This window comes from Cnuella takakiae (genome assembly GCF_001953305.1).
Lineage (GTDB): Bacteria > Bacteroidota > Bacteroidia > Chitinophagales > Chitinophagaceae > Flavisolibacter > Flavisolibacter takakiae.
Genome location: NZ_MTFE01000010.1, coordinates 874512 through 901012, shown reverse-complemented (window position 1 = coordinate 901012; position 26501 = coordinate 874512). Strand labels below are relative to the sequence as shown.

The following is a 26501-nucleotide window of genomic DNA, read 5'->3' as shown; positions in this document are numbered from 1 at the left end:
CAACGCTGCGGGCCTTTTTCTATTTAAGGGCATGAGACACACAGAAATAAATTACCTGAAAGAAACCATGACGCTGGAGCAATACCAGCGCCTTTACTTGTTCCACACCGCTGCGATAAAGGATAAAACAGAAGGGCAGATCAATGCTGCCGCCGAGTGGATCAACTCCGAAATGGTGAAGATCGCCTACAACATCAGTGATGAACAGCTAAACTCACTCCCTGTAGGTGAATACTATGTTATGCAAAGGAATCTGGCGCAATTCACCCTACTTTATCCAGAAGCCAACACCAGGCGCTACATAAAGGCAAATGGTAATTGGTACTATCTGGAGCTGCTGCCCAGCAACCTGCCCACCGTGGCCTCCTTTAGAGCCCTGCATGCATTCAGGCCCGAACAGGCAGGCGACTTCTTTACAAGGATGCACTACCTGGTTGCACTGATGGTGCGCCCCTCAAGGCGTATCTGCGGCATTTTTTTCCGAGGTAAGCACAATCTTAAGGATGTTGAGAAATACAGCGAAGACTTAAAGCAGGCCCGCTTCATTGATGTTATAGCCATTTGGCAGTACTACCTCAAAGGTTCGGTGCGCCATGCCGCCGAAATAGTAAAGCAGCACCAGGAAGAAATGATCCAGCGCGGCCACGAATTAGGCTACTCCCCTGAAGAGGTGCAGGATTCGATTAACCGCATACAATCCCTCTGACACTTACCAACCCAGAATCTAAAACAGTAAGGAAATGTCAGATCAGCAAAAGATAGTAATAGGCGCCACCATCAAAACGGATGGCGCGGCCGCCCAGGAATCGGTTAAAAGTTACCGCACCCAGCTGCGCGAGGCCCGCGAGGATCTACTGCGCCTGCAGGACCAATACGGTGAATTTTCCAAAGAAGCCGTAGCCGCTGCCAAAAAAGTAGCATCCCTTAATGATGCACTTGGAGATAGCAGCAGCCTGGTGGATGCCTTCAATCCAGATAAAAAGTTTGTAGCCTTTGGGCAGGCCATTTCCGGGGTTGCCGGCGGCTTTTCTGCCCTACAGGGTGCTATTGCCTTAACTGGTGTAGAATCCGAAGAACTCAACAAGGCCTTGCTGAAAGTACAGGCTGCCATGGCTATTTCCCAAGGCATTGACCAGGTACTTGATGCCATGCAGGGATTTAAGAACCTGTCAGCCGTTATCCAATCCACCACCGCCTACCGCAAGGCCGACACTCTGGCCACCGGGCTGGCGTCAAAGGCGCAAAGGCTGTTCGGTATAGAAGTGGTGGCCACATCAACATCCTTCAAGGTTTTGAAGGGAGCCATTGCTGCAACTGGTATCGGTTTACTGGTTGTTGCCATCGGTTTTGCGGTCGAAAAGCTGATGGCCTTTACCAACCGCAGTAAAGAGGCAGCGGAGGCCCAGAAACAGCTAAAACAGGCCATGCAGGAATCGGAATCGCAAGCCCTGCAGGCTGGCCTTGCTTTCAATAATCAACTGCAAAAGCTGGATGTTGCCCGGGCAAAAGCTCGGGGCGCATCAGATAAGGAACTGTTCAACTTGGAGCAGCGCAACTATGATGAGCGCATCCGAATGATGGAAAAGTCAGTAGGCAAGACCGCAGATAATGAGGCTTTGCTGAATAGCATCCAGGAAGAGCGCACCAACAAGGAAGTAGCCCGCCTGCAGTACGAAACAACGCAGCGGGAAAAAGCCCAGCAAAAGCAACGGGAGATAAATGATAGAGCCATTGCCGACCAGAAGCGCCGGGATGAGGAAATGGCTAACCAGCGCAAGCAGGCACAGCAACTTAACCGGCAGCTAGCAGATGGCAACGCGGTGGATGCAGCCGGCGGGGGTATGGCCTCCGACCTGGTAAAGCTCCAGCAGGACTATGACAAACAGGCCCAGCTGCTAAAAGACGGCGGGCAATCCTTGATTGAGTTGGACCAATGGTATTTTAACGCAAAAGGTGCCATTGCTGATAAGTACCGGCAGGAACAGGAAGCAAAGGATATCGAGGCTAACAATGCCCGCATGGAGCGCGAAAGGTCCGACAATGAAAACACCGCGGCACTGATCAACGACAACTACCAGAAGCGCCTGGCAGCCTTTGACGACTTTGCCAATATGGAAGGAATGAGCGCCCAGAGTAAGCGCCAGTTCCTTGATACTGTAGAAAAGCAGATACTGGCTGATACAAGCCTCAACGAGGCCCAAAAGACGGCCCTGCTGGCTGCATCGTCCAAAGCCCGTAGCAATATCGACAAGACCGAATATGACACCAAAGCGGCCCTTGTAGCGGCAACCGGCGACCTGTTGGGGCAGTTGTCCAACATAATTGGCCAGCAAACCAAAATAGGCAAAGCCCTTGCCCTTGCGCAGATCGCAACGGATACCGCACTGGCAGTATCTGCCCTGGTGAAAAACTCTGAATCCAATCCAACGAACGCGGTAACATTCGGCGGCGCCGGTGCACTCCAGTTTGCTACCGGATTGGTGCGGATCCTGGCCAACATTGCTAAGGCAAAGCAGATACTTTCTTCAGGGAACGGAACTGGGGGCGGGTTGTCTACTCCCAACCTGAAGACAGGAGCAATACCAACCCAGGCGCCCCTGCAGCCTACCCTTGCAACGGCACAAACCCGGCTGGACAACCAAAGCATAAACGACCTCGGAAATCGGGCTATAAAGGCATTTGTTTTAGAAAAAGATGTGACCGGGGCACAGGAACGCATCCGGGAAATCAACCGCAGAAGCCGCTTGTAATACAACCTTATTTTCTGTTTCTCTCATCCTTTACGCCCTGCATCTTCATGTGGGGCTTTTGAATTTATTATTAACTCTAACTTTTATTCCGCAAGCAAAATATTAATCATTTCGTCCATAATCGGTTTAGCACGATTGAACAGCTCTTGAATTTCAGGATCATTGAAACTAGATTTATCCATTGTCTCAAACAAAAGCGTAGTAACAGGAATTCCCAATACTTCTGAAATTTTGTTCAGGAGCTTCCCACTTGGCATCTTGTTGCTATTCTCTATTTGTGAAAGATAGCTAACAGATATGCCAAGTTGGGCTGCCATCCCTTTTTGGTCGATGCGTTTTCTGCGACGGAATGATGCTATTACATCTCCTAATTGCATAATTATTAACCTCCATCTTATTCGAAGAAAGCGTCGGAAAGCTGGTCAGCAGCAATACTGGACCCAACCCTACCGAAAAACTTTCCAACGGCATCAGCAATTCTTTTTGCTAATGTTTTGTTTTGAGATAAGGGCGGACTGTGATTATCCTTTCCTTCTCCCTCATCATCATTTGAAATTTTTAACTCTTTGATTATAGCCTCAATCTCACATTTTAAGTTTTCATCTTGTGCCTTAGAAGCTATTCCCTCTAGCAGGGTAATTAATCGAACTCGTTCCATCGTTGATAATGATTTTAAACACTTCCCTGTAATTAGGGAGGTGGCTGCATTGTTTTAGCTGTGACATACCGTTTTTAATTTTTACGTTGTTTTAAATTTCAATTTTTAGATTCTGATGGCCAATCAGCATTACAAATATAGCAACTACTTTCACTAAAAGTGAAAGAAAAATGTTTTTTTTAAAAAAACATGCAAAAAAATTGGAATGTATGGGTCGGTTTACTACTTTTGTATCGAAGCGTTGGTCAAACTCTAATCCAGCGTCATTTGACTACGGGGGTTCGAATCCCTCCATTCCCACACAATGTACCTAACGCTTCAAATTGGGAATGTGGCAGAGCGGCAAACGCACTGGACTGTATTACGAAAGAGCCATCCATCTGGGTGGCTCTTTCTTTATTTCCCCCTTTCGCCAATCGGTGGGCCACTACTTCCCCCTTTCTTCCTTTCATTCGGTTGGTTTAATATCCATCGTGCTGGCAAATCCGGGAAGGGTGATGGTGCTGGAGGCGGTGGTGGTGGACCTGCCAAGTGATCCTCAATAGCCTTGCACACTTTAGCCAGCGCTTTTTCATCTTTTACTTCCCCCTCTACAACTTTCCAGGTGACAGGCTTCTTTTTCAATCTCCTCGCCTGGAGCATAGGCCGATTACTTTGAAGCACTACAACCCGATCGCCAGCAATCAGGCGCCAGCGCTCGAAGTTCTTATCCTTGCCAGCCATCTCCACATCGAAGCGGAAGGTGTAGATACCATGGGTTAAAGTGAGTGAGAAATGCATGCTAAAATATCCAAGCGATTAAAATACCAATGGAATAGGAATCAGAAAACGATCTAGGCGGGCCATGTTTTGAAAGGCATACAGCTTTACTACTTTCTCACTCCGACTATCCACCCAAACTTCCACATAGTAACCCCAAAGGTCAAATAAGCCTATTTTATGGGATCCTTCATACCTGGCCACATCCAGGCAAACACCATGTTTTTCAGTAGTGGCTATTTGTTCGCAGATATCTAAGCAGTTGAATTGGTAAGGCAGTATTGTATGCATGCTAATTGGTTATCATTATTAGGTTCCATAAAAATAAAAGCACATATCCCCTTTCAAAAGCATAGCTGCTGAAATGTTCTGTTAATTAAGTAAACAAAGTAAAAAAAGGTTCCTGGTAATTTTTGTTTATTTTGTTTACTAGTATTATTTTAGCCGTACCTAATAATTACTACAATGACAAAGACTTCCACAAATGGCGCGGATCAGCTCGCCAATGCAGTTAACAACATGCCTAGCTTTCAACCCGCAGAACTGGAAACGGATCCGCGTTTGAAAAGGGGGGCTGAAGATGCCATAAGCAAGTATTTGGATGTACTGTCATTTGACAGATCGCCAATGTTCTATTTACATGTGCTTTTAAGAAAGCCACACCTTACAGAAGAAGGGAGGATGGTATATGATTCTTTCCAAATAGAGTGGCTAGGTATGTTTTTGGAGGACATCCGGAAATTGTTGATAAACCCCGAGGTTTCCCAGATACTGGTGGAAATGGGACATGAGCCGAGCCAGATGGCTATCGATATTGACAGGCTTATTCACTTTTTTAAAGATATCAATGGCTTCGAACCGCGAGCACATATGAAACTATATGACCTCCAAAGATGGGACACCTGCGATTATACGAATGAACAGTTGGAGGACATGAAAAAAACTTATACTCAGTGGGCTAAAATCGAATTGATGAAGAAGGCAATCTGATAATCAAAACGGAATAGAAATTAGTTTCTATTAGGCATATCAAAACGGCCCTGCCATTCCTGGCGGGGCCTTTTACAATTTTAGCACCCTTTCAGTAAACAAAATAAACAAAGCTGCTTACTTTTATCCTGTATGGCAAAAGCTACCAAAAGCAAAACCGCTACCCCACCTACTCCAGAATTTGAAGTCAGCTCCACTAAAAAAGGCCTGTCTTCACCAGATTATGACAGGGAAACTTTCATTGTAAGGGTAGACTTAATGGAAAAGATTAAAGACGTAGCTTATTGGGATAGGCAGCTACTCAAAGAAACCATTGAGATGGCTCTTTCCTCATTTATCGACGGATATGAAAAAAGCAATGGAATCATCAAGAGCCGGCCGGATGAAGTAAAAGAGAGGGAAAAGCTGCGCAGCAATTCTGGCCGTAAAAGGAAAGAATGAACCAACTAACAACTGCCAGTCTACTCTTGGTCGCATTCTTCTAAATCGTTGACAGGATTATAAATAATGAAATGGCTGATTTCGTTCTCAGCTTCTGGAAGATAAATTTCCTCGAAGGTTTCGCCCATTGTAAGGTATTCCCCGCACTCCGACATCAATATGGTTACACTGTCTTCCACAAAGCTTTCCAAATCATCGTAAGTTGATTTGATAAACATCGCAATGCAAGGAAGTATAACAAAGTCGCTGATTGCATAGGCAAATTCAACTAGCTTATCAGTGTCCTCTTTATAAGCCTCTATTAACACCTGCAAATCTTCGAAAGACTCCTGCTTCGAACGTTTGAAAGTTTCCGGATCTTTAAATCTATCACGTTCATTGTACCAGTATCCTCTCCACGCCTTGTAAATTCCAACAATGATTTGACCGGACGAATAACCTTCAACCTGGTCAAGCATCAGATCCCACAATTGCTCAGGCACTTGCGTAGTGATTTCATCATAGCTTTCTCTTTCAAAATATTGGGTGAAGTCCTGCACTAGATCTTCGTAGGAGGATATCCTATACGTCACCCCTTCGTAAAGCAGATCGGTATGCCCTTCAATTCGTTCATATTTATACTCGCCCTTTTGCAGCTTCTTTCCAATAAACTCCTCAAAGGCTTTGATGTAAAATTTAGGTGGACGCTCTTGTTTCATAAGAAGGTTTTAACCTCCAATTTATGGTTCTTGATTGTTGTTAATGAAAAGTAATATGTGTTTTCAAGGATTACTTTTCACATGGTTATGGATTAATTTTCAGCTATGCTAAACCAAAACTTCTCTTCAAAATCCAGCCAGGTGGGCACAAAAGCAGGTGAAGAGCGAGCTACCTTCATCATGAAAACAGAACTTCTAGAAAAAATCAGAAATGTTGCCTACTGGGACCGGCTGAAGATCAAAGATGTGATCGAAGTAGCACTGGTAGAATACTTTGCTAGATATGAGAAAAAGAATGGAGAAATAAAAACTAGGCTTTAATTTAAAGAACCCTTTGTAAATAATTTGCACCTTTAGTGTTTAATGGTCTGTTTTCCCTGTACTATATTGAATTTAACCTTAGGACAAGATGAATGAAATTCCAGCAACAAAGGATGAATTATTAAGAAGGTGGCACAAAAGGCTGAGGGAAACTCAATCGAGCCATTATGAAGCAGCAAAACCCCTTGGCTCACTTAATTATAAGTTAGGAGTACCAGTTGTAATTCTCACCACTTTTGTAGGCACATCGGTTTTCGCAACTTTATCAAAGGATGTAAATATTTACTTCAAAATTGCCACAGGACTAATTAGTGTTGCTGCTGCTGTACTTTCAAGTATCCAAACGTTTTTAAGATTCAATGAAAGGGCTGAACTTCATAGAAGTACTGCAGCTCAAGCTGGGAGTATAAGGAGGCTTGTAGAAGAAATAATAGCAAGTGGTAATCTGGATGACCTCTCCAGGGAAGAAATCAGCAAGATAAGGGAGCGAATAGACAAATTATCTGAAAATGCTCCATCTATAAAAGCGAAAACATGGGAGAAAACAAAAAAGATCCTTGCAGAAAGTTAGTAGTGATCAAAAGACATATTCAGTGAATTGTAGACATTTTTAAGGCTATCTTGAGTTAAGGGCCACTTCTCCTTGATTGCGGGATCGTTGTTGTAAACAAAGTAAGCTATAAGAAGAATAATAGGCTGTTCGAATAAAAGCCCATTTTTAGGCCGTATAGCTCTTTTTAAATCTTTATTTTCTTTATGAATAAAAGCTTCTAATTCGTTTACATTAATTGGTTCACTCCCTAACGATTCATATACTTTGAACGTGAGGTCATAGTCTACTGACGACTTGCTGAATTCAGGATCGAACTCCTTGTAAAGCTTTATTAATTCGTTAGTTAAAACCATATAGTTTCTCCTCTCGTCTGCCATTAAATTGTATACTTGACAGAAATAATCGTCAGTGCTTTCCATTAAAGCCATTGACTTGGCTAAAAGCCTATGCAGTTGTGAGTCGTTTCTATAAGCACCTTTGTAGGTGCTGTCGTGACTTACCTCTGCAAAAGCATGTTGGAGCAGTGTTCTTATTTGGATCTCACAGGTAAGAATCTCTTTTTTTGTTGAGCTCCACTCTTCCTGCCTTACTGGGTATACAACAATATGAAGTGATTGGTAATCAAACATTTTAGGTTGATCTTCAATTTGTTGTAAAGGCTCTTTCGTTATTTTAGCAATCCACCCTTCGTAAGATAATACTCTTTGCCCAATAAGATCTATTTGATCAGACTTAAGAACGACAACTCTCGTACCAACCTTATCTTCAACCTCTAATAACGGCTCAGCATAGATTTTATTTCGATACAAGACCTTATATAAATAAGACTTCTCTGATTTAAGGCGGAATGATGGAGCTATTTTAATTAAATCTTGGTTGGGAATTTCTTTAAAAAGTTCTTGAGTTAATAGGCCATCTACAATCCTCCCCCAACGCTGCAAGTCGCTACCTATTTCCCTGAATTCGTTTGCTAATTTGTCTTCGATTTCATTCATCTCTGTAAGGTCTTCCTTTGATTCTGATTAAAGTATAACCCTCCTCATTCAGATCAATCTCACCTAACTCATTTGAATCCAAAAACTGCACACTCTCTAAAAAACTATCATTCGGCCCAGAAATCTTGATTTTATTAGGAAAATCAACTTTTACATTAGTCAACCTAGTTTTGATCAAAGCATCATCCTTTTCAATGGACGGAGGAAGCTCATTGACTATCTCGGCAATATATCGTCCCCTTAAGTTTTGCTCAACTGGTATGTATCTATTAGCAAAGTCGAATGGGGTAATCAGCGTTTCTTGATTAGTAGTAAATTCTATCTTGAGAGCATTTAGCAGATCTGATTGTTGATTGAACTCATCAACGTTTTCTTTTATAAAAACTTCTGTTTTATCATAAAACCGCTGAGACTGTATTTTACTATTTTTACTTGTGCTGAAACCCAAAAAGTCTTTATAGAAATATTCGGCAGGTTGTGAGACAGCCCTAAATTGATCATCAAACAGAAAACATCCGAATTGGGTATTAATATCATTTAAATCAACCTCATCACCATCGATCACTTTTTCAAACAGAACTCCAATTTTGAATAGCTTTTGTGAAGGACTCAAAAAAACTTTTTTAAGCAATGATATTTGAGATTGTCCTTCCAGTCTCTGTAATGCTTCATGTGGCTCTGCTTTGATAACTATGTAAATGGCCGTATTATCAATCTCATCAGTGCATTGAAGTAAAATAATGAACCCACCTGGAATGCTCGTTCTTGTTTGGCTCTCCGCAAGTAAGTCGGCTATTCGACAACTAACCTCTATAAACTCCGGTTCGGTTTTAGTTTTAAGGTCCCTTGTAAGCGCAACAAAAGAACCTTCATCGGTTCGTTCAATTTCTAATTCAAAAGCTTTAGATCGTTTCCCAGCTGCATCTATTAGACGTACTTTAATTATACTTAAAACTGAATCGTCGTGCTCTAATAGGGATGCATCGTAAACTGCAGTAGCATGGTCCTGAGGGTCAACCTTTGCATTAATTTGATGCATGATCATGCGCTCAACAATGATATTACGGAAGTCTAACATGTTTTGGTTTGAATGGATTAAAGATATCTGCATTATTCCAATCCTCATTGTACCACAGAGTGTACCACAATCAAAAAAAGGCTTGATAAGTTATTGACTTACAAAGCCTTTTACTGTTTATTTGTAGCCCGGACAAGAATCGAACTTGTATCTAGAGTTTAGGAAACTCCTATTCTATCCATTGAACTACCGGGCCTTGCAGTTAGATAGTCTTTAGTTCCGGTTCAAAGTCGGGAAATAGACTCTGAACTTTAAACTTTGAACTGTCAACTACCTGAAGCGGCTGCAAAATAAGGAAGATTTCTGCATACCGCGGCTTATCTTTGCCCACCTTTAATTTTTGCTATGAAATTTTACAACCTGCTCATAAAGTACCGTTTGTACCTGGGTATCCTGCTCATTGTGCTGGGCGTGGTGCTCAATTTAACGGTGAGCGGCTTCTGGCCCGTGTTTCCCCTCTACCTCGTTGGCGTGATCCTCGTTGCCGGTCACTTTTTCTTTGGCCCCCTCCGCCTCATCCAGGAGCATATGGAGGCCGGCAATATGGAAGAAGCCCAGCGCATTGTCAATTCCATCAAGTACCCCAACCTGCTGTACAAGCCCATTCGCTCGGTGTATTATACCCTCAAGGGCAATATGGCCATGATGAACCAGGATTATGACACCGCCGAGATCAACATGAAAAAAGGCATCGACCTGGGCAGCCCTATGAAGGAAGCCGAGGGCGCATCCTTATTGCAAATGGGTATGCTGAGCATGCAGAAAAACGACCTGCGCCAGGCCGAGCGTTATATCCGCGAAGCCATCCGCAAGGGTCTGCCCGATAAGGAAAACCAGGCAGCAGCCTACCTGCAGATGTGCAGCCTGATGATGAATAAGCGCGACATGAACTCCATGCGTGCCGCCAAGGACTTTTTCCGCAAGGCAAAGGCCCTGAAGCCCACCACCCCCCAGATTGTGGACCAAATCAAGCAGATCGAAAAATATATTGCCCGCATCCCCGGATAAACAGTAACAGGTGCTGCAAAGCACGCAAAACAATACCCGCAACAATTGCTTGTTGCGGGTTTTGTTTTTAATAGATCTTCCATTTCTTGAAGAGATGGAAGATCTCAAAGACCTAGCGCACCAACTGAACCGAAGGCGCTTTGGAAGCAACAGGAAAGCGGCCCAATACTTCTTCGATCTTCTGGTAGCGGAAATTGAATATTTCTTTGAGTTTGTTCTTCACCAGCGGCAGGGCCAGCTCGCCAAAAGGGTAAAAAGGCACCTGGTAGTGTACGATATCGGTCATTTCCACCCCCCCTTCAATTTCACTAAAATGGTGCTGGTGGTGCCACATGGCATAGGGCCCGCGGCGCTGCTCGTCTACAAAATAGCGGCCTTCTTCCAGGTGGGTAATCTCCGTCATCCAAAACAGGGGAATACCCAGCAGGGGCTTTACCGTATAGGTAATCACCTGGCCGGCATAAGCCTCTTCGCCATATAGTTCGTTGGTAAATTTCAGGTTGAGTTCCCTGGGCGTGATCACCGCCAGGTTTTTGGGATGGGAAAAGAAATCCCAGGCTTTTTCAAGAGATACGGGAAGCAGTTGTACCGTCCTCAGTTCGTGTACTTTACTCATACACTCCAAACAACAAAACCAGCGCCCAAAAGTTGCCTGCCCCCTACAAATAATACATCACCTCGCAACCCGGGATTTGACCTGGTTCTAAAACAGGGCTGGCTTTAAACAACAAGCTTCCTTGTAAATACATCATGCCGGCTCAGCGATGGATGCCAGTATTTCTTCCAGCAAGATCCAAACATCATAACGGCTTACCTGCATCAGCAACCTTTTTTGTCCCAGCGCAATGCCGGCATCGGCGGCCATGTCCTTCCATAGTTCCTCCAGCGCTTCCTGGCTTGCAGCAGCCTCCAGCTGTTCGTCGGTAACAACACCGTTTTGCAAGGCAGCTGTTACCAGTTGGGCAGCAAGGCTGCGGGCAGCATCCAGGTTTTGCCGGCAGCCCTGGAGGTCGGACTGCAACTGGGCGCCAGCAGCCTGCAATAGCCGATAGGCAATGGCTACCTGCATTTGGTAGCGGTGCTGTGTAACCCTTTCCAGCGTGGCGGGATTTATGTTGCGCAGGGCTGTTACCAGGTCGGCTTTCCAACTCAGGGCCATGTTCTCCAGGCCCGACTTGCCCATACCGCGGTAGGTTGCAATAGCCTTGTCGAGCCATGCCTGCAAAGCAGGCAGCACGTCCGGATCGCGGGTATTGTACTTTTCAAAAAGGCCGTTGAGCAACTGCAACAGGCCTTCGTATTGCTGCACTTCGTGGTGGTAAAAACGCTGCATATGGGATTATTCAAATTCAACAACTTTTTTCTCTTCGCCGTTGCCCTCTTTTACGGTATGTACAAAAAGCCCTTCCTCGGTGATCTTGGCTTTTACCACAAAAACAGAGGAATCGGAACTGCCGTTCTTCACCACGTTGGTTTCGGGGTTCACCAATAAGTTTTGGATACGAGAGGCAGCAATAACGGTACTGGCCTTTACCTGCTCGGTAATTTCAGCAAGGGTTTGGTTGTACAGGTCGTTGTTTGGAAAAAGCTTGTTGTAGTCCTCCTGCAGTTTGGCATCCTGTAGCCTCAGGGCAAATACTTCGTACCATTTATCCTGGATGATGCTTTCCGGATGCAGCGGATCGGGGTTGGCGACAAGCTGATCGTAAAATTCATCCACCGGGTCTTTGCCGTTGTCGGCGGCACGGGCAGCAGCGACCCTTTTGATGGGAATATTCAAATCGATGGGTTTAAATATTCCGCCAAAAACCACGGGCCTTTTCCGGATCAGGATGGTGCGGATAACAAAGTTGATCTTGGCCTGCAGTAGTTCCCGGAAAGCATCCCGCTCCAGTACCAAGCTTACCGTATTGGAAAACTTGGCGCCCGATACCAGCACGGGTATGGTCAGGTCCATTTCCGGGATCTTAAACCGGGGGACGGAAAAGCGGCGCAACACTTCGTCCTTTTCATAAATTTCTGCGATGCGCTTCGATTCGCGGTCTGCCAGTTCACGGGCCCGCACAATCTCGGCAAAGATGTAGCCTACATAGTCGGATAAAGTAACTTCTGCCATGTTGAATGATTCGGTGTACAATAAAATCAAATGCCCTTGCGGGCAGCGAAAAGCAGGCAACCTGCAACAGGACGCTGCGGCAGGTTGCTTATGACTTATATGCTGTTTATGCAGAAAGCATATTCAATACTCTTTCCAGACCGGGAGGCATTTCGTCCTGCACTGCCTTCACGTTTACATTGAGTGCATATTCTTTTTTCACCTCAAGCCCGGTAGCGGTTTTGCGCTGGTAGGAAGCCGATACCTTGAAGCTTACTGGTCCCCAGCCGGCTTTGGCTTCGGCGTTGATACCAAGACTGCTGGAAGTAGATGCCGTTTCCACCGAGTTGAGCTTTACGTTGAAATCTATCACTACCTGCTCGATGCGGAGGCTTGGAATGGGCAGCATGGCAAGCAGCGGAATTTTCAACTCTATGTTCTTTTCTTCGTCGGTGCCATCGGCTCCTTTTACAGTACGCTTGTGTGAGAAGTCCACCATGGCCAGCTTGCGGCTGCTCTCATCACCCTCTTCCTGGATGAAGCCTACCTTATCGATAAAGTTTACGGTAGCCAGTGCCGATGCTACCTGTGCATCGATGGCTGCCTGCAGCGGGCCGCCAATCATGGTGCGGAAGTCGATATTATTTAGTTCGGCGGTGAAGCTGGGCGCTGCGCCACTAACAAGGCTGGGACCTGCCGCCGCCATGCCCCTTCTTGCCGATTCCATCACTGCCGATACCATTTCATTTGTTGTACTGAGTGCCTCTTTCTGCATGTTGGCCACGGCTACATCGGCTGCGGGCTTTCCATTGTTGACCGTTTGTGCGGACTTGCTGCGCACTTTAGCTGCTGTTTTTGAAGTTGCCATATGGATTGTATTAATGGGTGAAAAAATGCAGACTGTACGCTTGTCCAAACATCAACAGGCGCTATAACCCTGGTATTCCGCAGGAGCTTTCAAAAGGCAGATCAGCAAATGAAAGGATGAATAAAGAGTGAAAAATAAAAGCTATTTACCGCAAACACAATAGTGTTTCCAACATATATACAGGTGTATTGCACAGGAACACCCGTGAAAGCAACGACTATAAAAATTGCATTCCTGCCCCGATGCGGCAATCCTGCAATTCATCGCCGTTTTAACCGGTTCATACAGGTTGCACATGGATAAGGCTTGTAGCGGATATAGCTTCGTGTGCCTTAACCATACTGCTTTATGATCAAGAAAATTTTCAAGTGGACCGGCATAACGGTACTCACACTGGTAGTGCTGGTAGCGCTGGTTACCACGCTGATGTTTCACCGCACCTACAACGCCCCTTATCCCAACATCAAAGCCTCCAAAGACAGTGCTGTAATTGCCCGGGGCAAGCACCTGGTGCAGGGCCCGGCACACTGCGCCGATTGTCATAGTACGGCCAAATCCAAGGGAAGTCTTACCGCTGCTGCGGGCGATGCGCCCCTGAGTGGCGGCTTTAAGTTCGAGTTCCCGCTGGGCAGGTTTTATACGCCCAACCTCACCCCCGACCCCGAAACCGGCCTGGGCAGGTTTACCGATGGCGAAATTGCCCGCACCCTCCGTTATGGCGTTAAAAGAAACGGCGAATCGGCTATTCCTTTTATGCCTTTTCAAAACCTGAGCGATGAAGACCTTACGGCCATTGTATCTTACCTGCGTACGCTGCAGCCGGTGCGGAATGCCGTTCCGGAACACAGCTACAGCCTGATGGGCACTATTGTAAAAGCTTTCCTGCTCAAGCCGGAAGGGCCGCAGGCAAAGCCGCCTGCATCGGTGCAAAAAGACACCAGCGCCGCCTACGGCCAGTATATCGTTAGCTCGGTGGCCAACTGCAGCGGTTGCCATACCCGTCGCGATGATATGGGCAAACCTGTTGGTGCCCCACTGGCTGGCGGTGTGGTGTTTGAAGAAGCCGGTTTCCCTACCCTGGTTACACCCAACCTCACCCAGCATCCCAGCGGCAGGTTGTGGCACTGGACGGAAGCAGACTTTATCAAACGGTTCCGCATGGGCCGCGTAATCAAGCATAGCCACATGCCCTGGGAAAGTTATAAGAACATGAGCGATGACGAACTCAAAGCTATTTTCAACTACCTGAAATCCATCAAGCCGGCACCTACCGAAAAAGTGGCGGTGAAAGGAAAGGCATAACCTGGAGATCATTACAGGCATAAAAAAAGGTCTTGCCCGGGGGCAAGACCTTTTTACAACACACACATTTTTTTAGTAGCGGCCATCTTTTTTATCCTGGCTACGGCCGATGCCATAACCAATGGCACCACCGGCTACACCACCGATCACACCGCCCACTGCGCGGTTCTTCTTATTGATCACGGCACCCAGTACGGCACCCGAACCGGCACCGATGGCAGTACCCTTAGCGGCCTTGCTCCAGCCTTTTTTGGCTTTAGCGGTATTGCCCGAAGTGGAGCTCATGCTACCCTCTTCGTAGGCAGGGCTGGTGCTGCGGGTACGGCTGGCACCGCTTGAAGTGCTGCGGCGGGCAGGAGCCTTGGCAACTGCGGCGGCTGCAGGGGCAGCAGCAACAGCAGCAGGCGCCACTTCTTCAGGAATGTTTTGCTCGTTGATGCGCATCAGCTCCTGCTGGCGCTTAAACGCCTGGAACTGGGCCAAACCTGTGGTGTCAACAACTGGAGCGGTTTGCGGAACAGCAGTCACCGCACTGTTGTTGGGTGAGCTGGTGCAGGAAGCCATAAAAGCGGCAATGGTTACTACAGACAGAATCTTTTTCATAGTAGATGTTTTTAAATAGGCGATTAATTTTTGATTTCCTACCCTCTTTGCCAACCCTGTACCACTGTTTGTGAAAGGTTGTTAAAGGCTGGAAACCAACGCCTTGTTAACAATCTTTTTGTACGAACAGGTGATAAAATGCAGGGATCGTGCCAAAGGGAAACGGGATTTTGGATGTGGAATTTCGGATTTCGGCAGTTGCTTAGATTAGTAAGCTTTTACCTGGCCAAAACATGTTTGTTAGGATACGGGAAAATGTGGATACCAATAGTCTTTTACCGGAATACCATTCTTTTGGAAAGCAGCACCCTAGGTAGGTGAACAGTGGGGTGTTTCTTTTGACTGTGGTGGTTTCAGATTTCGGGAGCCTTTACAATAGATAATACACCATTGCACACAAACCCGCCGAAATCCGAAATCCCACATCCGAAATTCCTCTATCTGCCAAAGGCCTGCCGCAACAAGGGCGTGGTTCGGGCTGAGGCATTGGTGCGGATAGCCGTTTCTTTTTCCGCAATCTGGCGGAACATGGATTCGCTTACCATTCCGGCCATCAGGGTGGCCAGGTCCAGGTTAAGGCGGTTGCCGCTCACCGATTGTATGGGTTTGGAAACCTTGGCCCAGTCGTCGGTAAGCTTATGTTCGTCGATGGCAGCCTGCATGATGGGTTTGAGGGCTCTTCGCAGGCTATCACCGGCCTGACTGCGCAGGTAGTCGGTAGCAGAAGTGCCGCCGGCCTTTACCAGCTGCAGGGCATCGGTAAACTGGATGCGGCTGATGGCATTTTCAAACACGGGGATGGAAGTGGTTTCAGCATTTTGCGCCACGGTACCCAGCGTATTGGTAACCCGCTCCAGCTCGGGGCTCAGGCCCAGGGTTTCAACGGTGCGGATAGCCTTGCGCGCAGGCTCGGGAAAGAGGGCCGTCATCACCGCATCTTTGGTAAACTGCTGGGTAAGCCCATCCCGCACGCCAATGGAAAGCATTTGCCTGAGGGCAGCAGCGGCATCGCCCTGGCTCAGCAAGCCTTTTAGGCCAGCACAGGACCAGGCCAGCAAAATGGTAAAAGCAAAAAGCATGGGCAGGGTAATCTTCTTCATGTGGTTTTCGTTTGTGTATGCAGTTCAGACCCACCAAATTGCACAGGGTTATATGGTTGGTAGTTAAAAGAAATAAAAAAGGTGCCGGCAGCAGCCGGCACCTTGCAAAGACAAAAACCCTGTTTTAAGCGATAGCGATAGCACGACCGGTGCCCTGCTGTTCGGCAGCAAAGGGCAGGCTCACATACAGCACGCCATCTTCGTAGCGGGCAGTGATGCCTTCTACATGGATGGAGCCATCGAGGGTGAAGCTGCGCACAAAACCACCACGGCTGTACTCACGCAACACCCACTCGGGGCGTGGAAAGCCTTCCGGAGGCGTGTACGACACCCTGAGCTCGCGGCCCGCTACATTGATGTGAAAATGCTCCTTGATGCGGCCCGGCGCAAATACAAGCAGCTCGTAACTGTTGTCGGTGCGGTAGATGTTCACCGCTGCCCTTTCTTTGGAACGGATCAACATGGGACGCCCCATGTTTCCTGGTTTGCCTTTTGCGGCACATGACTGTTGGTAGTACATGATTGTTGTTTTAAAATGAACAATAGGTTCACCCCTATCGCTCCCGAACAACCACGCCATCCTCTTTTTACCTGCATAATGACAGCAACAGGCGCAACAGTACACCTTATACAGGCTGACAGAAACAGTTGCACCTGCTGCAAAGACACAATAAGCCCGGCAATAGACCGTTTTTTTTGCAACCAAACTACCAACTGCATGAACTACCTGTTTGACCTTTGCGTTGCCTTCCTCTATCTACTGGCCGATATTACCGGCACAACTTACAAGCAGATCAATGTCATACTCTTTGTATTTGTACATCCTGCACTGACCCTGTATTTCTGGTACAGGTGGCGGCAGGCCAGAAAAGAACTGCTGCGCCGCCAAACTTCCCAAACCGTTGCCCTGTAAAGAAAAATGGGCGGCCGGTGCTTTGCAGCTCGCCATCCTGAAGGGTTTTCCCTACTTTTGGTGCCACGAAAAACTGGGATATGGATATCGATCAATTCAAACAATTGAGCTTTGAGCAGAAGCTGGACGAGCTGAAATACAACGGCAACCTGCTGGGCTCCTACGAACGCAATACCGAGCAGGGCATCAAAGTTCCCGGCGATATTTACGAACTCTACGACTTTTGGGTATACCTCAGCGATGATGAAAAAACCATCATCCCTACCCGCCGCAATCCGCTGCCCGCTGAGGAAGAATAATGCGGTTGATAAAATTTTTGAAGCAGTACCACAAGTACTGCTTTTTTATTGCCTGGAATTGAACCATGGAGACAGGGACCACAGGTAGCAACACCGATGGTGTCAGGGCACTGTACCAGGCGAAGCAAGTGCCTGATGGAGCGGGGTAGGCACAATGGATAGACGACGACAGACGACAGACGACAGCCAACGGCTACTCCCAAGCCGCAATTACGGTTGGCAAACTGTCGTCAGTCGTCTATGGTCCGTGGTCAATTGTTTATTGCCTATGGTCCATCGTCCATGGTCTTTTTACCCATCCACGAATCGCCCTCAACCCCTGCGGCGCACAGGCACCCATATTTCTTCCTCAGAGTCGGGATGGCTATTATTGTAACGGGCACCCAGCACTTCAAAATGAGGCCGGTCGTCCAGAATATAGCCGCTGGAGGGCAGCCACTGGCCGTAGATAAAAGCGAAACTTTGCGCCGCCGTTGCAGGCCCGCCGCGGTGCAGGAAGACGGCATAGATCCCAGCCGGCATTTCCAGCACCGACATGCTTTCGGGCAGGTTCCCGCCCCTGCTTACCGCCACGGCAGCCCAGCGGGTAAAAAGCGTATCGGCGTCAAATGCATCGCTGTTGGGCAGGCAGGGATAAAGTTGCACATTGTACAGATCGGTACCTATGCGGGCGGCAATGCTGTTGCGCAGCGGCATAAAACCCCGCCAGAGCGCTGGGGTATCGTCTTGTGCAAAGGAGCTAACAGTATGGTGGCCGGCGAGCAGCAGGCCGGGAAAGTTCTCGATACGGAACTTCATGGAACTGTGGAAGATACAAAAAAGGGCTCCGTGAAAGGAGCCCCTGAATATCTGTTTGGAAATGAATGCATTTTGATAACCGTAAGTAGCAATCAATAACGGTTGCGGTCACGCGGGCCACGGTTGTAACCACCGCCGCTGCCACCACCGTTGTAGCCACCGCCACCACCACTGCCGCCGCGGTATCCACCGCCGCCGCCCTGGCCGCCACGGTAACCACCACCACCGCTGCCGCCACCAGGCCCCTGACGCTCATCGGCCTGCTTTACTACCAGGGGCTTTTTACCCAGGGAAATATCATTGAGGTGTTCGATGGCATCACGACCATCCTGGTCGTTTACCATTTCCACAAAGGCAAAGCCACGGCTTTTACCTGTTTCTTTATCCATGGCTACTTTAGCCGACGCAATCGGACCAAATTTTTCGAATATTTCTACCAACTCGTCGTCAAACAGATCATACGGTAGGCCGGCTACAAAAAGTTTCATACTGAAAGTTAAGGAACAAAAATACAAACCAAATCGGGTCGGTGAAAAAACAAGGTTGAGAAAGCATTCCGGGTTTTTCTTTTTTGGTTTTTAGTTGTGGAGCATGATCCATGAAGCATAAAACCTACCAATAACCCGAAACAAAAAACCCAAAACCTGCCCTACCACCCCCTGTCATAATGATTAGGCCGGCGTTGCTGCCACACATCACCATTGCTGCGACCGCCCCGGCCATTGTTGCGCAAAATAAAACGCACACCGGCCTGCACCGCAAGGTTATTTATGTTTTTGATACCCGCCTGGTTCAACGGCATATAATTGTATACCGCACCCAGGGTTAGGGCTGTTTGGCCTTTGGCGCCTAGCGCATACTGAATACCGGCGCCACCCTGTGCCGCCATGCGAATCCACACATCATCGCTGCTGCCAAACTCGCCCAGCAACTGGCTATACTGTACCATATTGGCACCAACACCTAAGGTAATATAGGGCTGCAGCCTGCTGCTGTCGGCACCCAGGGGCAGGAAGCTTCCTTTTGCCATCAGGGCCGTGCTTTGCACGCTGTTGGTCACTACTGCCGATATATCGGAGCCATCACTCATTTTATAAGTCTGCCGGGGATTTTTTTGGTAAAAATCTTGGTAGCCCAGTGCGCCGCCGATCCGCCACTGGGGATTGATGGCATACTGGATATCGATGCTGGCGCCACGGGGGCTGCCATCCTTGATCAGCGAATTCTTAAAACCACCCATGGGCAATCCGTACTGGTACTGCACTCCCATGGTGGTGCGCTCCTGGGCGGCTGCCGGAACCATTGCGGCCAGCAGCAGCAAGGCGCCTATAGCTTTTAAAGTCTTCATGTTGCAGGAAAATATTTTGTGGGTAAACAATTAAACGACCTCCTTACTTGCGCAGGTAAGCCGACTGTTCGAACAATTGGCTTACCTGGCTCGGCGCCGAGCTGGCATTGCCCAAACCGGCACCACGGATCATACCGTTCCAGATAACCTTGAGGTTATTGTTTGTGGTGGCGTTCTTCAGGTCGATGATGTCGAAAGCCAGCATGCCCTCACGCACCTGGTAGGTGGTGGTAGACCAGAAGGGAGGTGCACCCCACCCACCAAAGCCGGAGCCGAAGCCCGAACCCCAGTAAAAAGGATCCCAGTAACCAAAATAGTCGGGCACCGACATGATGCCGGTACTGGTGCGGATGATGCGACTCACCTGCACACCCAGGTCGGGCGATGCCGTTTTACTCACCTGGGTATAGCCCCTGCTTTCCATAGCTGCCCTGAAGGCATCCAGGTAAGCCTGGTCGGCGGGGGTAAGCTGTTGCTGGCTGTTGTTGCCGTCTACCACCACCACATTTTCGGCAATGCTAAATGTATTGTAACTGGCAAAATTGGCTGTCTCATCCTGGTTGGTGATGTAAATGCGACGCTCTTCCGTATCCAGGTTTTTGATGGGATCTTTCTTACATCCCTGCACCAGGAAAACAGAAGCCATAAGGGCAAATAATATACGTATGGGTTTCATGGAAAAGGCTTTTGATATAATAACTACGGATGTACCTAAGATGTTTCAATGAACGTGCCGGTTTAGGAAAAGTTTAATAGCACCCGAAAGAAGCAGGGATTTAACCCGGAAGGAAAGTACATGTGGAAAAAGGTTGTTGCCCGGGCAAAGAAGGCTGGCACATGTATTTTAAGCATAACCCCAAAAAACGACTATGCCAAATTGGTTAAGAGCACTGATCGCCGGTTACGGCGCCAAGAAACTGGGCGGGGGCTGCCTGAGTACGATCCTGATTTTCGTTCTGCTGTACTGGCTGCTGGGACAGGGAGGATGTAACTTTTGAATGGTGCATGGTGAGTAGTGAAGCGGCAGGAGTTACCTGAAAGCTTGCATACAAATTACTTTACCGCTTACCTTATAAGTTTTCATTGACGATTTACCATCACAATTCACTACTCACCACTCCTTCCTCCCGGCCCGCATTTTGTGTGCATTGCACAAACAATGCAATACATGTCCAAGGTAAGTATCAGCAAAACAGAAGTGGTTTACGATGAGCGCACAACCCTGAAGAAGGTAACCTATGCTATCGAAAAAGGAGGCAAGCGCAATGAGCAGACCCGCGAGGTAGTACAGCGCCCCAATGCGGCTACCTGCCTGTTGTACAACCCCGAGCAGCAGGTGGTATTATTTACCCGACAGGTGCGTATTGCTACCCATGTAAATGGCAACGAAGGCGGCCTGCTGCTGGAAGTACCTGCAGGTTTACTGGAAGATGGCGAGGACCCTGCCGATACCATGCTGCGCGAGATACTGGAAGAAACGGGTTACGAAGTAAAAGGGGTAGAAAAACTTTTTGCAGCCTACAGTTCGCCCGGCGCATTTACCGAGTTGGTTCATTATTTCGTGGCCGAGTACCGCCCCGAACAAAAAAAGGAATCCGGTGGCGGACTGGAAGAGGAAGGCGAGGATATCGAGATCGTGGAACTGCCTTTTAAAGAAGCTTTGCAGCAAGTGGAGCAGGGAAAAATCCAGGATGCAAAAACGATCCTGCTCTTGCAGTATGCAGCCATGAAAGGATTGTTGCAGGCCTGAAACATTTGCGTCATTCAAATGGTGTTGCAACAAAAGCCGGCAACTTAAGCCTGATTGCACAACATACCTTGTGTCTGATGGCATGACGACTCCTGCAATCACAAGTCCCCTTCGTACCTTAACAGATTGACTCACCACTCATCCCCTACAGCCCCCAATGCAGCCCTGCAAAAAACAATAATTGTATCAGGTAAATGAAGATACACAAGGTAGTTTCAAGCCTTGGCTTTGCAAGATGCAAGAGCGCCTGCATGGCAAAGGCCACCACATACCAGGCGATATAATTTTGTAAGGGAACAATGCCGTTTTCCCACTGCCAGAAATCCAGCTGCATGGCAATGGGTTCAATGACCCAGTCAAGCGCCACCATCAGGGCCGCAGCCAATGCCCACCTGGCCCAAACGGGCATACGCAAATGCTGCACCATACCTGCCGTACTCAGCACCAGCACCAGCCAGTTGGCGCCAATGAGCAAAGGCACTTGTAGCCACTGCACACCCAGTGATCGGCCATAATCGTAGTTGCCAAAGATGACCCTTGTAGTTACGCCAGCCACCTCCACGAAAAAGCACAGCACCCATATAAGCGCGCACACCACCAGGAAGCGGGGCCGGTAATCCTTGTTGGCCCACAAAAACAACCCGGTAGTGAGTACCAGGTTGAGTGGCGTTTTGGATACAAACCAGTCGCGCTCTGCGGGGTTGCACATGCCGCGAAACCCGAACACGTAAAACAACAACAGCACAAAAGCGGCGATATAAAAACGGTAGTGGGTAAGCTTCATCAGTCAATCAGGCTGTCAACAATTTTAGCAGAAGAAAGCGCCAACGGAATGCCACCACCCGGGTGTACACTGCCTCCGCAGAAGTACAGTCCTTTGGCATGGCTGGAGAAATTGGGATGCCGGAAAAAAGCAGCCATCCTTTTATTGCTGCTGGTGCCATACAGTGCTCCCTGGAAGGATTGTGTTTTGGCCGCTATGCTCCTTGGATCCAGCAGGTCTTCGGTGCGGATAAGTGGTGCAAGGTCCACACACAGTTGCTCCGATAATTTCTGAATCACCTGTTGCCGCACCCGGGCAATCAGCGCATCCCAGTCCTGTCCTTTATCGGCAGGCACATTCACCATCACAAACCAGTTTTCGCAACCTTCCGGCGCATGCGACGGGTCTTCTTTTGATGTGATGTTGATGTACACCGTAGGATCATCGCAAACCGTGTTTTGCTGGAAGATGGCGGCAAACTCGGCGCGGTAATCCTTGCTGAAAAAAATATTGTGCAGGCCCAGCTGCGGAAAACTGTGGCCAATGCCCCAATAAAAGATCAGGGCACTGCTGCTACGCTCCTGCTTCAGGATGGTTTCGGGCTGCGGTTGCGTGGGCATCAGTTTGCGGTAAGCCAGCACCACGTCCATATTGCAGGCCACCACGTCGGCGGCATGGGTTTGCCCGCCGGCTTCCACACCGGTCACCCTGTTGTTGCGGATATGAATTTGCGTCACTGGTGTTTCGAAACGAAACTGCACCCCCAGTTCCTGCGCCAGCCGGTACACGCTATCGGTGATGCTGTACATACCCCCTTCGGGATAGTAGGCGCCCAGGTGGTGCTCCAGGTGCGGAATGATGTTGAGGATGCCCGGCGCCTGGTAAGGATCGGAGCCGTTGTAGGTGGCAAAGCGGTTGAACAGCTGTACCATCTTGTCGTTGCCCAACCCCTTTTCGTTGGTCCCGTTCATGGTGTCCATTACGTTGAGAAAAGGCAGCTTCAGGAAGGAAACAAAAGTGTCCCAGCGCAGGTAGCTGGAGGCCTTGTGCAGGGAACGGCTGATGAACAGGTCGGCGGTGGTATTGTAGATGTAGCGGCTCTTGCGCAGGTGGCGCAGCACTTTCGTTTTATCCACACCGGTAGCAAGGGCAGCAGCATCGGCAAACTGCTCTTCATCGGCGGCGGCGTTGAGCCGGGTGCCGTCGGCAAAAAAATAGTGGCAAAGCGTGTCCAGCCTTTTGTACCGGAAATAATCCTTTGGGTTCTTTCCCGCCAGCAGGAACAGTTCGTCTACCAGCCGGGGCATGGTAAACAGCGAAGGGCCGGCATCAAACAAAAATCCATCCTGTTCAAACTGCGAGAGTTTTCCGCCGGGATAGGCATTGGCTTCAAATACCGTAACCCGGTATCCTTTCACCTGCAGCCTTACAGCCGCCGCCAGCCCCGCAATACCCGAACCGATAACAATAGCGCTGGCGCTCTTCATAAACCCCGGTTTAGCTGATATATAGTTTTCATCCGAATGCAAACCAACAAATACAACTGCACGTTGTTCAAAACCTGCCTGTTTAACCAATAATAAATCACTCAAATATAAGCTGCAACAACAGAGCGGCCCCACACATGGGCAACACCAGCCAAAAGCATCCACCGCCGGGATTTCCGTTTTTCACGTTTGATACAGTATTTCTTACAATCCATACAATAGGCCTGCTACTCAGGAATAAGATATCGCCACATTTGCCCAGCTGTTAGCCATTGGTTTCCAGCGCTCATCCTAACCAAACCGAAACTGTATGTACCTGCAACTCGACCCGACCAAACCCATTACGACCACCCCCCTCCTGAAGTTTGTCTTTCTTACCCTCATTACCTTCTTCACCCTGCCGGCCCTTCATGCACAGAATGTACTGATGGGCGTCACCACCAATGGTGGTGTAGAGGGCAAGGGTACCCTTTTTACCATCAAAATCGATACAAAGGCTTTCCAGGTTGCACGCAACTTCGCCGACTGGGGCTCCAGCCCCGAGGGCGACCTGGTGCGGGGCACGGATGGTTTCCTTTATGGCATGACCGAATCCGGTGGCACTTATGGCAACGGCACCCTGTTCCGCATAGCCACCACCGGCGGCATCACCATCCTCAGGCATTTCAACATTGAAGAAGAAGGCGGGCATCCTAAGGGAGGCATTATCCAGGCAAAGGATGGCAACTTTTACGGACTGCTGAGCTCTGGTGGCGACTACCAGGGTGGGTCCGTCTTCAGGCTGACCCCTTCGGGCACGTTCTCCGTCATCCGCCATTTCAATATCAATGCCGATGGCGGCCGCCCCCGCGGAAACCTGGTTCAGGGCACCGATGGCAACTTTTACGGCATCCATACGCATGGGGGCACCTTTAATGGGGGCACCATTTTCAAAATGACACCTGACGGCCAGTACTCGGTATTGAAGATGCTGAGCAGCGCCACAGATGGCGCCCAGTCGGAAGGCAGCCTGGTGCAGGCTACTGACGGGGCGCTGTATGGCATGACCCAGTATGGCGGCACCTATGGGTATGGCGTAATCTTCCGCATCACCACTACGGGCACCTATAAGGTACTAAAACACCTTACCCCTGCTACCGATGCCGCTTATCCTACCGGCGACCTGATACAGGCAAAGGACGGTTACCTGTATGGCATGGCACCCAAAGGCATTGCCTACAACGGGGTGATCTTTAAGATTAAAATGGATGGTACCGGCTTCGTGCTGCTCCACCAGATGGCCCCGGCAACTGAAGGCGGCAACCCCCTGGGCAGCTTGAAGCAGGGCAGTGATGGCAATTTTTACGGGCTTACCTACCTGGGCGGAGGCTCCGGCTATTCGGGTACGGCATTTAAAATGAACAGCAGCGGTACCCTCACGGTAATCAGGCGGTTTACCGAAGCTACTGATGGCGGGCAGGCTTGCGGCAGCCTGATACAGGCACCCGATGGCGCCCTGTACGGCATGACCTACGCCGGCGGCAAAAACCTTAAAGGCACCATCTTCAGGCTTACCACCGGCGGCAGCTACTCCGTGCTGGCACACCTCAACGGGTCCAATACCGGCAATGCGCCTGCAGGCAATGTAGCCATTGGAAAGGACAGTGCTTATTTTGGGATCACCCGAGCAGGAGGCACTTATAACAATGGCACTATTTACAAAACCTGTGGCGGTGTTACTACTGTGCTGCGCTCCCTCAACCGGCCCACCGATGGCGAAAGCCCCGTTGGCGGCCTGCTTCGGGCCACCGATGGTAACCTTTATGGCATGACCGAAAATGGCGGCACCAATGGGTTTGGTACTATTTTCAGGATCACACCCACCGGCACCTTTACAGTGTTGCGGCACATGTCGGCAACCGATGGCACCAACCCGCAGGGCCGCCTGGTGCAGGGCAACGATGGCCTGCTGTATGGTGTGGCATACAGCGGTGGCACCAACGGCAATGGCACCATCTTCAGGCTTACCGCCGGAGGCACCGGCTTTACCGTGCTCCGCCACCTGGTAACGACTACCGATGGTAACAAGCTATTGATGGGACTTACCAAGGGAACCGATGGCGCCCTGTATGGCATGACGTCCAGCAATACCCGCTTTTTCAAGATTACACCTACCGGGGAGTTTGTAGTGATTAAAGCCCTGACTTATAGTACCGATGGCGGATCACCCGCCGGCGAACTGGTACAGGGAACGGATGGCAACTTTTACGGCACCATGCGCGATGGAGGACCCAGCGCCGGCGGTGTTATCTTCAGGATTTCGGCTGCAGGCACCTTTACCCGGCTTCGTTACCTGACCCCGGCAACCGATGGGGGCACCCCCAAGGGCAGCCTGGTACAGGGCAGCGATGGCGCCTTTTATGGCACCACCAGCACCGGCGGCACCTATAAGGCCGGCACCATCTTCCGCATTGAAGGCACCACCTTTACTGTGCTCCGCCACTTCAATATCGCCACAGACGGCGGCATGCCTATGGGCGGGCTGATCATTACCCCCAAAGTGGTAACCACCGCCAACAGCCAGACCGGGCTCACAACCCCCGAAGATGTGGCCAAGGCCATTACGCTGACCGGCTCGGGTGCTACCAACCTCAACTATACCATTATAACCCAACCCAGGAACGGCACCATCAGCAGCGGTACCGGCGCCAGCCGCACTTACACGCCAAAGGCCAATTTCAACGGGGTGGATTCTTTTGCTTTTACCGCCAACCTGGGCTGCGTGGCCTCGGCCCCGGCATGGGTAAAGATCACCGTTACACTGGTAAATGACGCTCCCGTACTAGCAGCCATTGGCAGTAAAACGGTGGTAAAAGGCACCCTGCTGAAATTCACGGCCACCGCCACCGATGTGGATGCAGGTCAAACCAGAACCTTTACCCTCC

Annotated in this window: 33 protein-coding genes and 1 tRNA gene; 13 read left to right on the top strand and 21 right to left on the bottom strand. The window is 49.1% G+C overall.

The window, feature by feature from the left end; all coding sequences use genetic code 11:
* The first annotated feature begins 31 nt into the window (after nt 1-31).
* A complete protein-coding gene (locus tag BUE76_RS04300) occupies nt 32-706 on the top strand; it encodes a hypothetical protein (RefSeq protein ID WP_143157363.1) in 675 nt (224 codons plus the stop codon).
* Between the two features lie 34 nt (nt 707-740).
* The gene (locus tag BUE76_RS04295) at nt 741-2750 is read left to right on the top strand and encodes a hypothetical protein (RefSeq protein ID WP_073044954.1); all 2010 of its coding nucleotides are present in this window, start codon (nt 741-743) and stop codon (nt 2748-2750) included.
* Between the two features lie 83 nt (nt 2751-2833).
* Here the strand turns inward: BUE76_RS04295 and BUE76_RS04290 are convergent, their stop codons facing one another.
* The 4 genes from BUE76_RS04290 to BUE76_RS04275 form a co-directional block, all read right to left on the bottom strand.
* Nucleotides 2834-3127: a helix-turn-helix domain-containing protein gene (locus BUE76_RS04290; protein ID WP_073044952.1), complete on the bottom strand. Its 294-nt coding sequence runs from the start codon at nt 3125-3127 to the stop codon at nt 2834-2836.
* Nucleotides 3128-3144: 17 nt separating this feature from the next.
* Nucleotides 3145-3408 carry a hypothetical protein gene (locus tag BUE76_RS04285; RefSeq protein ID WP_073044950.1) on the bottom strand — a complete coding sequence of 88 codons (264 nt, stop codon included), beginning with the start codon at nt 3406-3408 and terminating at the stop codon, nt 3145-3147.
* Nucleotides 3409-3804: 396 nt separating this feature from the next.
* On the bottom strand, nt 3805-4188 hold the full coding sequence (locus BUE76_RS04280; RefSeq protein WP_143157362.1) for a hypothetical protein: 384 nt from the start codon (nt 4186-4188) through the stop codon (nt 3805-3807).
* Nucleotides 4189-4206: 18 nt separating this feature from the next.
* Nucleotides 4207-4458 carry a hypothetical protein gene (locus BUE76_RS04275; protein WP_073044946.1) on the bottom strand — a complete coding sequence of 84 codons (252 nt, stop codon included), beginning with the start codon at nt 4456-4458 and terminating at the stop codon, nt 4207-4209.
* Between the two features lie 174 nt (nt 4459-4632).
* Here BUE76_RS04275 and BUE76_RS04270 point away from each other — a divergent pair, with 174 nt between their 5' ends.
* A complete protein-coding gene (locus tag BUE76_RS04270) occupies nt 4633-5157 on the top strand; it encodes a hypothetical protein (protein WP_073044945.1) in 525 nt (174 codons plus the stop codon).
* Between the two features lie 132 nt (nt 5158-5289).
* Nucleotides 5290-5598 (top strand): hypothetical protein, encoded by a 309-nt coding sequence (locus BUE76_RS04265; RefSeq protein ID WP_073044943.1) that lies wholly within the window; start codon nt 5290-5292, stop codon nt 5596-5598.
* A 20-nt stretch (nt 5599-5618) separates the two neighbouring features.
* Here BUE76_RS04265 and BUE76_RS04260 read toward each other — a convergent pair whose 3' ends face one another.
* Nucleotides 5619-6296 carry a hypothetical protein gene (locus BUE76_RS04260; RefSeq protein WP_073044941.1) on the bottom strand — a complete coding sequence of 226 codons (678 nt, stop codon included), beginning with the start codon at nt 6294-6296 and terminating at the stop codon, nt 5619-5621.
* Nucleotides 6297-6401: 105 nt separating this feature from the next.
* On the opposite strand from BUE76_RS04260, the gene BUE76_RS24115 reads away from it, so the two are divergent.
* Nucleotides 6402-6617, top strand: a complete 216-nt coding sequence (locus tag BUE76_RS24115) for a hypothetical protein (RefSeq protein WP_143157361.1) — start codon at nt 6402-6404, stop codon at nt 6615-6617.
* An 88-nt stretch (nt 6618-6705) separates the two neighbouring features.
* Nucleotides 6706-7188 (top strand): SLATT domain-containing protein, encoded by a 483-nt coding sequence (locus BUE76_RS04255; RefSeq protein WP_073044939.1) that lies wholly within the window; start codon nt 6706-6708, stop codon nt 7186-7188.
* On the opposite strand, the gene BUE76_RS04250 is transcribed toward BUE76_RS04255, so the two are convergent.
* The 3 genes from BUE76_RS04250 to BUE76_RS04240 all read right to left on the bottom strand — a co-directional run bounded on the left by BUE76_RS04250 (nt 7185) and on the right by BUE76_RS04240 (nt 9439).
* Nucleotides 7185-8165 (bottom strand): RelA/SpoT domain-containing protein, encoded by a 981-nt coding sequence (locus tag BUE76_RS04250; RefSeq protein WP_073044937.1) that lies wholly within the window; start codon nt 8163-8165, stop codon nt 7185-7187. The two genes, BUE76_RS04255 and BUE76_RS04250, sit on opposite strands and share 4 nt — an antisense overlap.
* Nucleotides 8158-9243: a nucleoid-associated protein gene (locus BUE76_RS04245; protein WP_073044935.1), complete on the bottom strand. Its 1086-nt coding sequence runs from the start codon at nt 9241-9243 to the stop codon at nt 8158-8160. The genes BUE76_RS04250 and BUE76_RS04245 overlap by 8 nt, the downstream gene beginning before the upstream one ends.
* Before the next feature lie 124 nt (nt 9244-9367).
* Nucleotides 9368-9439: transfer RNA gene (locus BUE76_RS04240), tRNA-Arg, on the bottom strand.
* Nucleotides 9440-9588: 149 nt separating this feature from the next.
* Here BUE76_RS04240 and BUE76_RS04235 point away from each other — a divergent pair.
* Entirely contained in the window at nt 9589-10251 is a 663-nt protein-coding gene (locus BUE76_RS04235) for a tetratricopeptide repeat protein (protein WP_073044933.1), read from the top strand.
* A gap of 112 nt (nt 10252-10363) precedes the next feature.
* On the opposite strand, the gene BUE76_RS04230 is transcribed toward BUE76_RS04235, so the two are convergent.
* From BUE76_RS04230 to BUE76_RS04215, 4 genes are all read right to left on the bottom strand, one after another.
* A complete protein-coding gene (locus tag BUE76_RS04230; protein ID WP_073044931.1) occupies nt 10364-10867 on the bottom strand; it encodes an SRPBCC family protein in 504 nt (167 codons plus the stop codon).
* Nucleotides 10868-10999: 132 nt separating this feature from the next.
* Nucleotides 11000-11584 carry a hypothetical protein gene (locus BUE76_RS04225; protein ID WP_073044930.1) on the bottom strand — a complete coding sequence of 195 codons (585 nt, stop codon included), beginning with the start codon at nt 11582-11584 and terminating at the stop codon, nt 11000-11002.
* A 6-nt stretch (nt 11585-11590) separates the two neighbouring features.
* On the bottom strand, nt 11591-12367 hold the full coding sequence (locus BUE76_RS04220) for a ZPR1-type zinc finger protein (RefSeq protein ID WP_143157360.1): 777 nt from the start codon (nt 12365-12367) through the stop codon (nt 11591-11593).
* 106 nt (nt 12368-12473) lie between these two features.
* Nucleotides 12474-13214, bottom strand: coding sequence for a DUF2589 domain-containing protein (locus tag BUE76_RS04215; protein ID WP_216820622.1), 741 nt, complete (start codon nt 13212-13214; stop codon nt 12474-12476).
* 348 nt (nt 13215-13562) lie between these two features.
* Here BUE76_RS04215 and BUE76_RS04210 point away from each other — a divergent pair, with 348 nt between their 5' ends.
* Nucleotides 13563-14516, top strand: coding sequence for a c-type cytochrome (locus tag BUE76_RS04210; RefSeq protein ID WP_073044926.1), 954 nt, complete (start codon nt 13563-13565; stop codon nt 14514-14516).
* A gap of 72 nt (nt 14517-14588) precedes the next feature.
* On the opposite strand, the gene BUE76_RS04205 is transcribed toward BUE76_RS04210, so the two are convergent.
* From BUE76_RS04205 to BUE76_RS04195, 3 genes are all read right to left on the bottom strand, one after another.
* On the bottom strand, nt 14589-15119 hold the full coding sequence (locus BUE76_RS04205) for a YMGG-like glycine zipper-containing protein (RefSeq protein WP_073044925.1): 531 nt from the start codon (nt 15117-15119) through the stop codon (nt 14589-14591).
* Nucleotides 15120-15556: 437 nt separating this feature from the next.
* Nucleotides 15557-16219 (bottom strand): DUF4197 domain-containing protein, encoded by a 663-nt coding sequence (locus tag BUE76_RS04200; RefSeq protein ID WP_073044923.1) that lies wholly within the window; start codon nt 16217-16219, stop codon nt 15557-15559.
* A gap of 124 nt (nt 16220-16343) precedes the next feature.
* A complete protein-coding gene (locus BUE76_RS04195) occupies nt 16344-16739 on the bottom strand; it encodes an Hsp20/alpha crystallin family protein (protein ID WP_073044921.1) in 396 nt (131 codons plus the stop codon).
* A 198-nt stretch (nt 16740-16937) separates the two neighbouring features.
* On the opposite strand from BUE76_RS04195, the gene BUE76_RS04190 reads away from it, so the two are divergent.
* Together BUE76_RS04190 and BUE76_RS04185 are read left to right on the top strand one after the other, a co-directional pair.
* The gene (locus BUE76_RS04190) at nt 16938-17132 is read left to right on the top strand and encodes a hypothetical protein (RefSeq protein WP_073044919.1); all 195 of its coding nucleotides are present in this window, start codon (nt 16938-16940) and stop codon (nt 17130-17132) included.
* 80 nt (nt 17133-17212) lie between these two features.
* On the top strand, nt 17213-17431 hold the full coding sequence (locus BUE76_RS04185; protein WP_073044917.1) for a hypothetical protein: 219 nt from the start codon (nt 17213-17215) through the stop codon (nt 17429-17431).
* A 312-nt stretch (nt 17432-17743) separates the two neighbouring features.
* On the opposite strand, the gene BUE76_RS04180 is transcribed toward BUE76_RS04185, so the two are convergent.
* The 4 genes from BUE76_RS04180 to BUE76_RS04165 form a co-directional block, all read right to left on the bottom strand.
* Complete coding sequence (locus tag BUE76_RS04180) at nt 17744-18229, bottom strand: GyrI-like domain-containing protein (protein WP_073045165.1); 486 nt, start codon at nt 18227-18229, stop codon at nt 17744-17746.
* Between the two features lie 92 nt (nt 18230-18321).
* Entirely contained in the window at nt 18322-18717 is a 396-nt protein-coding gene (locus BUE76_RS25265) for an RNA recognition motif domain-containing protein (protein ID WP_073044914.1), read from the bottom strand.
* A 161-nt stretch (nt 18718-18878) separates the two neighbouring features.
* The gene (locus tag BUE76_RS04170; protein WP_073044912.1) at nt 18879-19577 is read right to left on the bottom strand and encodes an outer membrane protein; all 699 of its coding nucleotides are present in this window, start codon (nt 19575-19577) and stop codon (nt 18879-18881) included.
* A gap of 43 nt (nt 19578-19620) precedes the next feature.
* Nucleotides 19621-20253, bottom strand: coding sequence for a DUF4136 domain-containing protein (locus BUE76_RS04165; protein ID WP_073044910.1), 633 nt, complete (start codon nt 20251-20253; stop codon nt 19621-19623).
* A 193-nt stretch (nt 20254-20446) separates the two neighbouring features.
* On the opposite strand from BUE76_RS04165, the gene BUE76_RS25260 reads away from it, so the two are divergent.
* Together BUE76_RS25260 and BUE76_RS04160 are read left to right on the top strand one after the other, a co-directional pair.
* Nucleotides 20447-20575, top strand: a complete 129-nt coding sequence (locus BUE76_RS25260) for a hypothetical protein (protein WP_262485773.1) — start codon at nt 20447-20449, stop codon at nt 20573-20575.
* 170 nt (nt 20576-20745) lie between these two features.
* The gene (locus BUE76_RS04160; protein WP_073044908.1) at nt 20746-21327 is read left to right on the top strand and encodes an NUDIX domain-containing protein; all 582 of its coding nucleotides are present in this window, start codon (nt 20746-20748) and stop codon (nt 21325-21327) included.
* 145 nt (nt 21328-21472) lie between these two features.
* Here BUE76_RS04160 and BUE76_RS04155 read toward each other — a convergent pair whose 3' ends face one another.
* Together BUE76_RS04155 and crtD are read right to left on the bottom strand one after the other, a co-directional pair.
* The gene (locus tag BUE76_RS04155) at nt 21473-22111 is read right to left on the bottom strand and encodes a carotenoid biosynthesis protein (RefSeq protein WP_073044907.1); all 639 of its coding nucleotides are present in this window, start codon (nt 22109-22111) and stop codon (nt 21473-21475) included.
* Nucleotides 22111-23577 (bottom strand): 1-hydroxycarotenoid 3,4-desaturase CrtD, encoded by a 1467-nt coding sequence (gene crtD / locus BUE76_RS04150; protein ID WP_073045163.1) that lies wholly within the window; start codon nt 23575-23577, stop codon nt 22111-22113. The genes BUE76_RS04155 and crtD overlap by 1 nt, the downstream gene beginning before the upstream one ends.
* Nucleotides 23578-23887: 310 nt before the next feature.
* On the opposite strand from crtD, the gene BUE76_RS04145 reads away from it, so the two are divergent.
* A partial coding sequence (locus BUE76_RS04145; protein WP_216820621.1) for a choice-of-anchor tandem repeat GloVer-containing protein occupies nt 23888-26501 on the top strand: 2614 nt, incomplete at its 3' end.

Excerpts from the sequence above, each read along its gene's own strand:
- BUE76_RS04300 (WP_143157363.1), top strand. The coding sequence starts at position 32 with ATGAGACACACAGAAATAAATTACCTGAAAGAAACCATGACGCTGGAG.
- BUE76_RS04295 (WP_073044954.1), top strand. The coding sequence starts at position 741 with ATGTCAGATCAGCAAAAGATAGTAATAGGCGCCACCATCAAAACGGAT.
- BUE76_RS04290 (WP_073044952.1), bottom strand. The coding sequence starts at position 3,127 with ATGCAATTAGGAGATGTAATAGCATCATTCCGTCGCAGAAAACGCATC.
- BUE76_RS04285 (WP_073044950.1), bottom strand. The coding sequence starts at position 3,408 with ATGGAACGAGTTCGATTAATTACCCTGCTAGAGGGAATAGCTTCTAAG.
- BUE76_RS04280 (WP_143157362.1), bottom strand. The coding sequence starts at position 4,188 with ATGCATTTCTCACTCACTTTAACCCATGGTATCTACACCTTCCGCTTC.
- BUE76_RS04275 (WP_073044946.1), bottom strand. The coding sequence starts at position 4,458 with ATGCATACAATACTGCCTTACCAATTCAACTGCTTAGATATCTGCGAA.
- BUE76_RS04270 (WP_073044945.1), top strand. The coding sequence starts at position 4,633 with ATGACAAAGACTTCCACAAATGGCGCGGATCAGCTCGCCAATGCAGTT.
- BUE76_RS04265 (WP_073044943.1), top strand. The coding sequence starts at position 5,290 with ATGGCAAAAGCTACCAAAAGCAAAACCGCTACCCCACCTACTCCAGAA.
- BUE76_RS04260 (WP_073044941.1), bottom strand. The coding sequence starts at position 6,296 with ATGAAACAAGAGCGTCCACCTAAATTTTACATCAAAGCCTTTGAGGAG.
- BUE76_RS24115 (WP_143157361.1), top strand. The coding sequence starts at position 6,402 with ATGCTAAACCAAAACTTCTCTTCAAAATCCAGCCAGGTGGGCACAAAA.
- BUE76_RS04255 (WP_073044939.1), top strand. The coding sequence starts at position 6,706 with ATGAATGAAATTCCAGCAACAAAGGATGAATTATTAAGAAGGTGGCAC.
- BUE76_RS04250 (WP_073044937.1), bottom strand. The coding sequence starts at position 8,165 with ATGAATGAAATCGAAGACAAATTAGCAAACGAATTCAGGGAAATAGGT.
- BUE76_RS04245 (WP_073044935.1), bottom strand. The coding sequence starts at position 9,243 with ATGTTAGACTTCCGTAATATCATTGTTGAGCGCATGATCATGCATCAA.
- BUE76_RS04235 (WP_073044933.1), top strand. The coding sequence starts at position 9,589 with ATGAAATTTTACAACCTGCTCATAAAGTACCGTTTGTACCTGGGTATC.
- BUE76_RS04230 (WP_073044931.1), bottom strand. The coding sequence starts at position 10,867 with ATGAGTAAAGTACACGAACTGAGGACGGTACAACTGCTTCCCGTATCT.
- BUE76_RS04225 (WP_073044930.1), bottom strand. The coding sequence starts at position 11,584 with ATGCAGCGTTTTTACCACCACGAAGTGCAGCAATACGAAGGCCTGTTG.
- BUE76_RS04220 (WP_143157360.1), bottom strand. The coding sequence starts at position 12,367 with ATGGCAGAAGTTACTTTATCCGACTATGTAGGCTACATCTTTGCCGAG.
- BUE76_RS04215 (WP_216820622.1), bottom strand. The coding sequence starts at position 13,214 with ATGGCAACTTCAAAAACAGCAGCTAAAGTGCGCAGCAAGTCCGCACAA.
- BUE76_RS04210 (WP_073044926.1), top strand. The coding sequence starts at position 13,563 with ATGATCAAGAAAATTTTCAAGTGGACCGGCATAACGGTACTCACACTG.
- BUE76_RS04205 (WP_073044925.1), bottom strand. The coding sequence starts at position 15,119 with ATGAAAAAGATTCTGTCTGTAGTAACCATTGCCGCTTTTATGGCTTCC.
- BUE76_RS04200 (WP_073044923.1), bottom strand. The coding sequence starts at position 16,219 with ATGAAGAAGATTACCCTGCCCATGCTTTTTGCTTTTACCATTTTGCTG.
- BUE76_RS04195 (WP_073044921.1), bottom strand. The coding sequence starts at position 16,739 with ATGTACTACCAACAGTCATGTGCCGCAAAAGGCAAACCAGGAAACATG.
- BUE76_RS04190 (WP_073044919.1), top strand. The coding sequence starts at position 16,938 with ATGAACTACCTGTTTGACCTTTGCGTTGCCTTCCTCTATCTACTGGCC.
- BUE76_RS04185 (WP_073044917.1), top strand. The coding sequence starts at position 17,213 with ATGGATATCGATCAATTCAAACAATTGAGCTTTGAGCAGAAGCTGGAC.
- BUE76_RS04180 (WP_073045165.1), bottom strand. The coding sequence starts at position 18,229 with ATGAAGTTCCGTATCGAGAACTTTCCCGGCCTGCTGCTCGCCGGCCAC.
- BUE76_RS25265 (WP_073044914.1), bottom strand. The coding sequence starts at position 18,717 with ATGAAACTTTTTGTAGCCGGCCTACCGTATGATCTGTTTGACGACGAG.
- BUE76_RS04170 (WP_073044912.1), bottom strand. The coding sequence starts at position 19,577 with ATGAAGACTTTAAAAGCTATAGGCGCCTTGCTGCTGCTGGCCGCAATG.
- BUE76_RS04165 (WP_073044910.1), bottom strand. The coding sequence starts at position 20,253 with ATGAAACCCATACGTATATTATTTGCCCTTATGGCTTCTGTTTTCCTG.
- BUE76_RS25260 (WP_262485773.1), top strand. The coding sequence starts at position 20,447 with ATGCCAAATTGGTTAAGAGCACTGATCGCCGGTTACGGCGCCAAGAAA.
- BUE76_RS04160 (WP_073044908.1), top strand. The coding sequence starts at position 20,746 with ATGTCCAAGGTAAGTATCAGCAAAACAGAAGTGGTTTACGATGAGCGC.
- BUE76_RS04155 (WP_073044907.1), bottom strand. The coding sequence starts at position 22,111 with ATGAAGCTTACCCACTACCGTTTTTATATCGCCGCTTTTGTGCTGTTG.
- crtD (WP_073045163.1), bottom strand. The coding sequence starts at position 23,577 with ATGAAGAGCGCCAGCGCTATTGTTATCGGTTCGGGTATTGCGGGGCTG.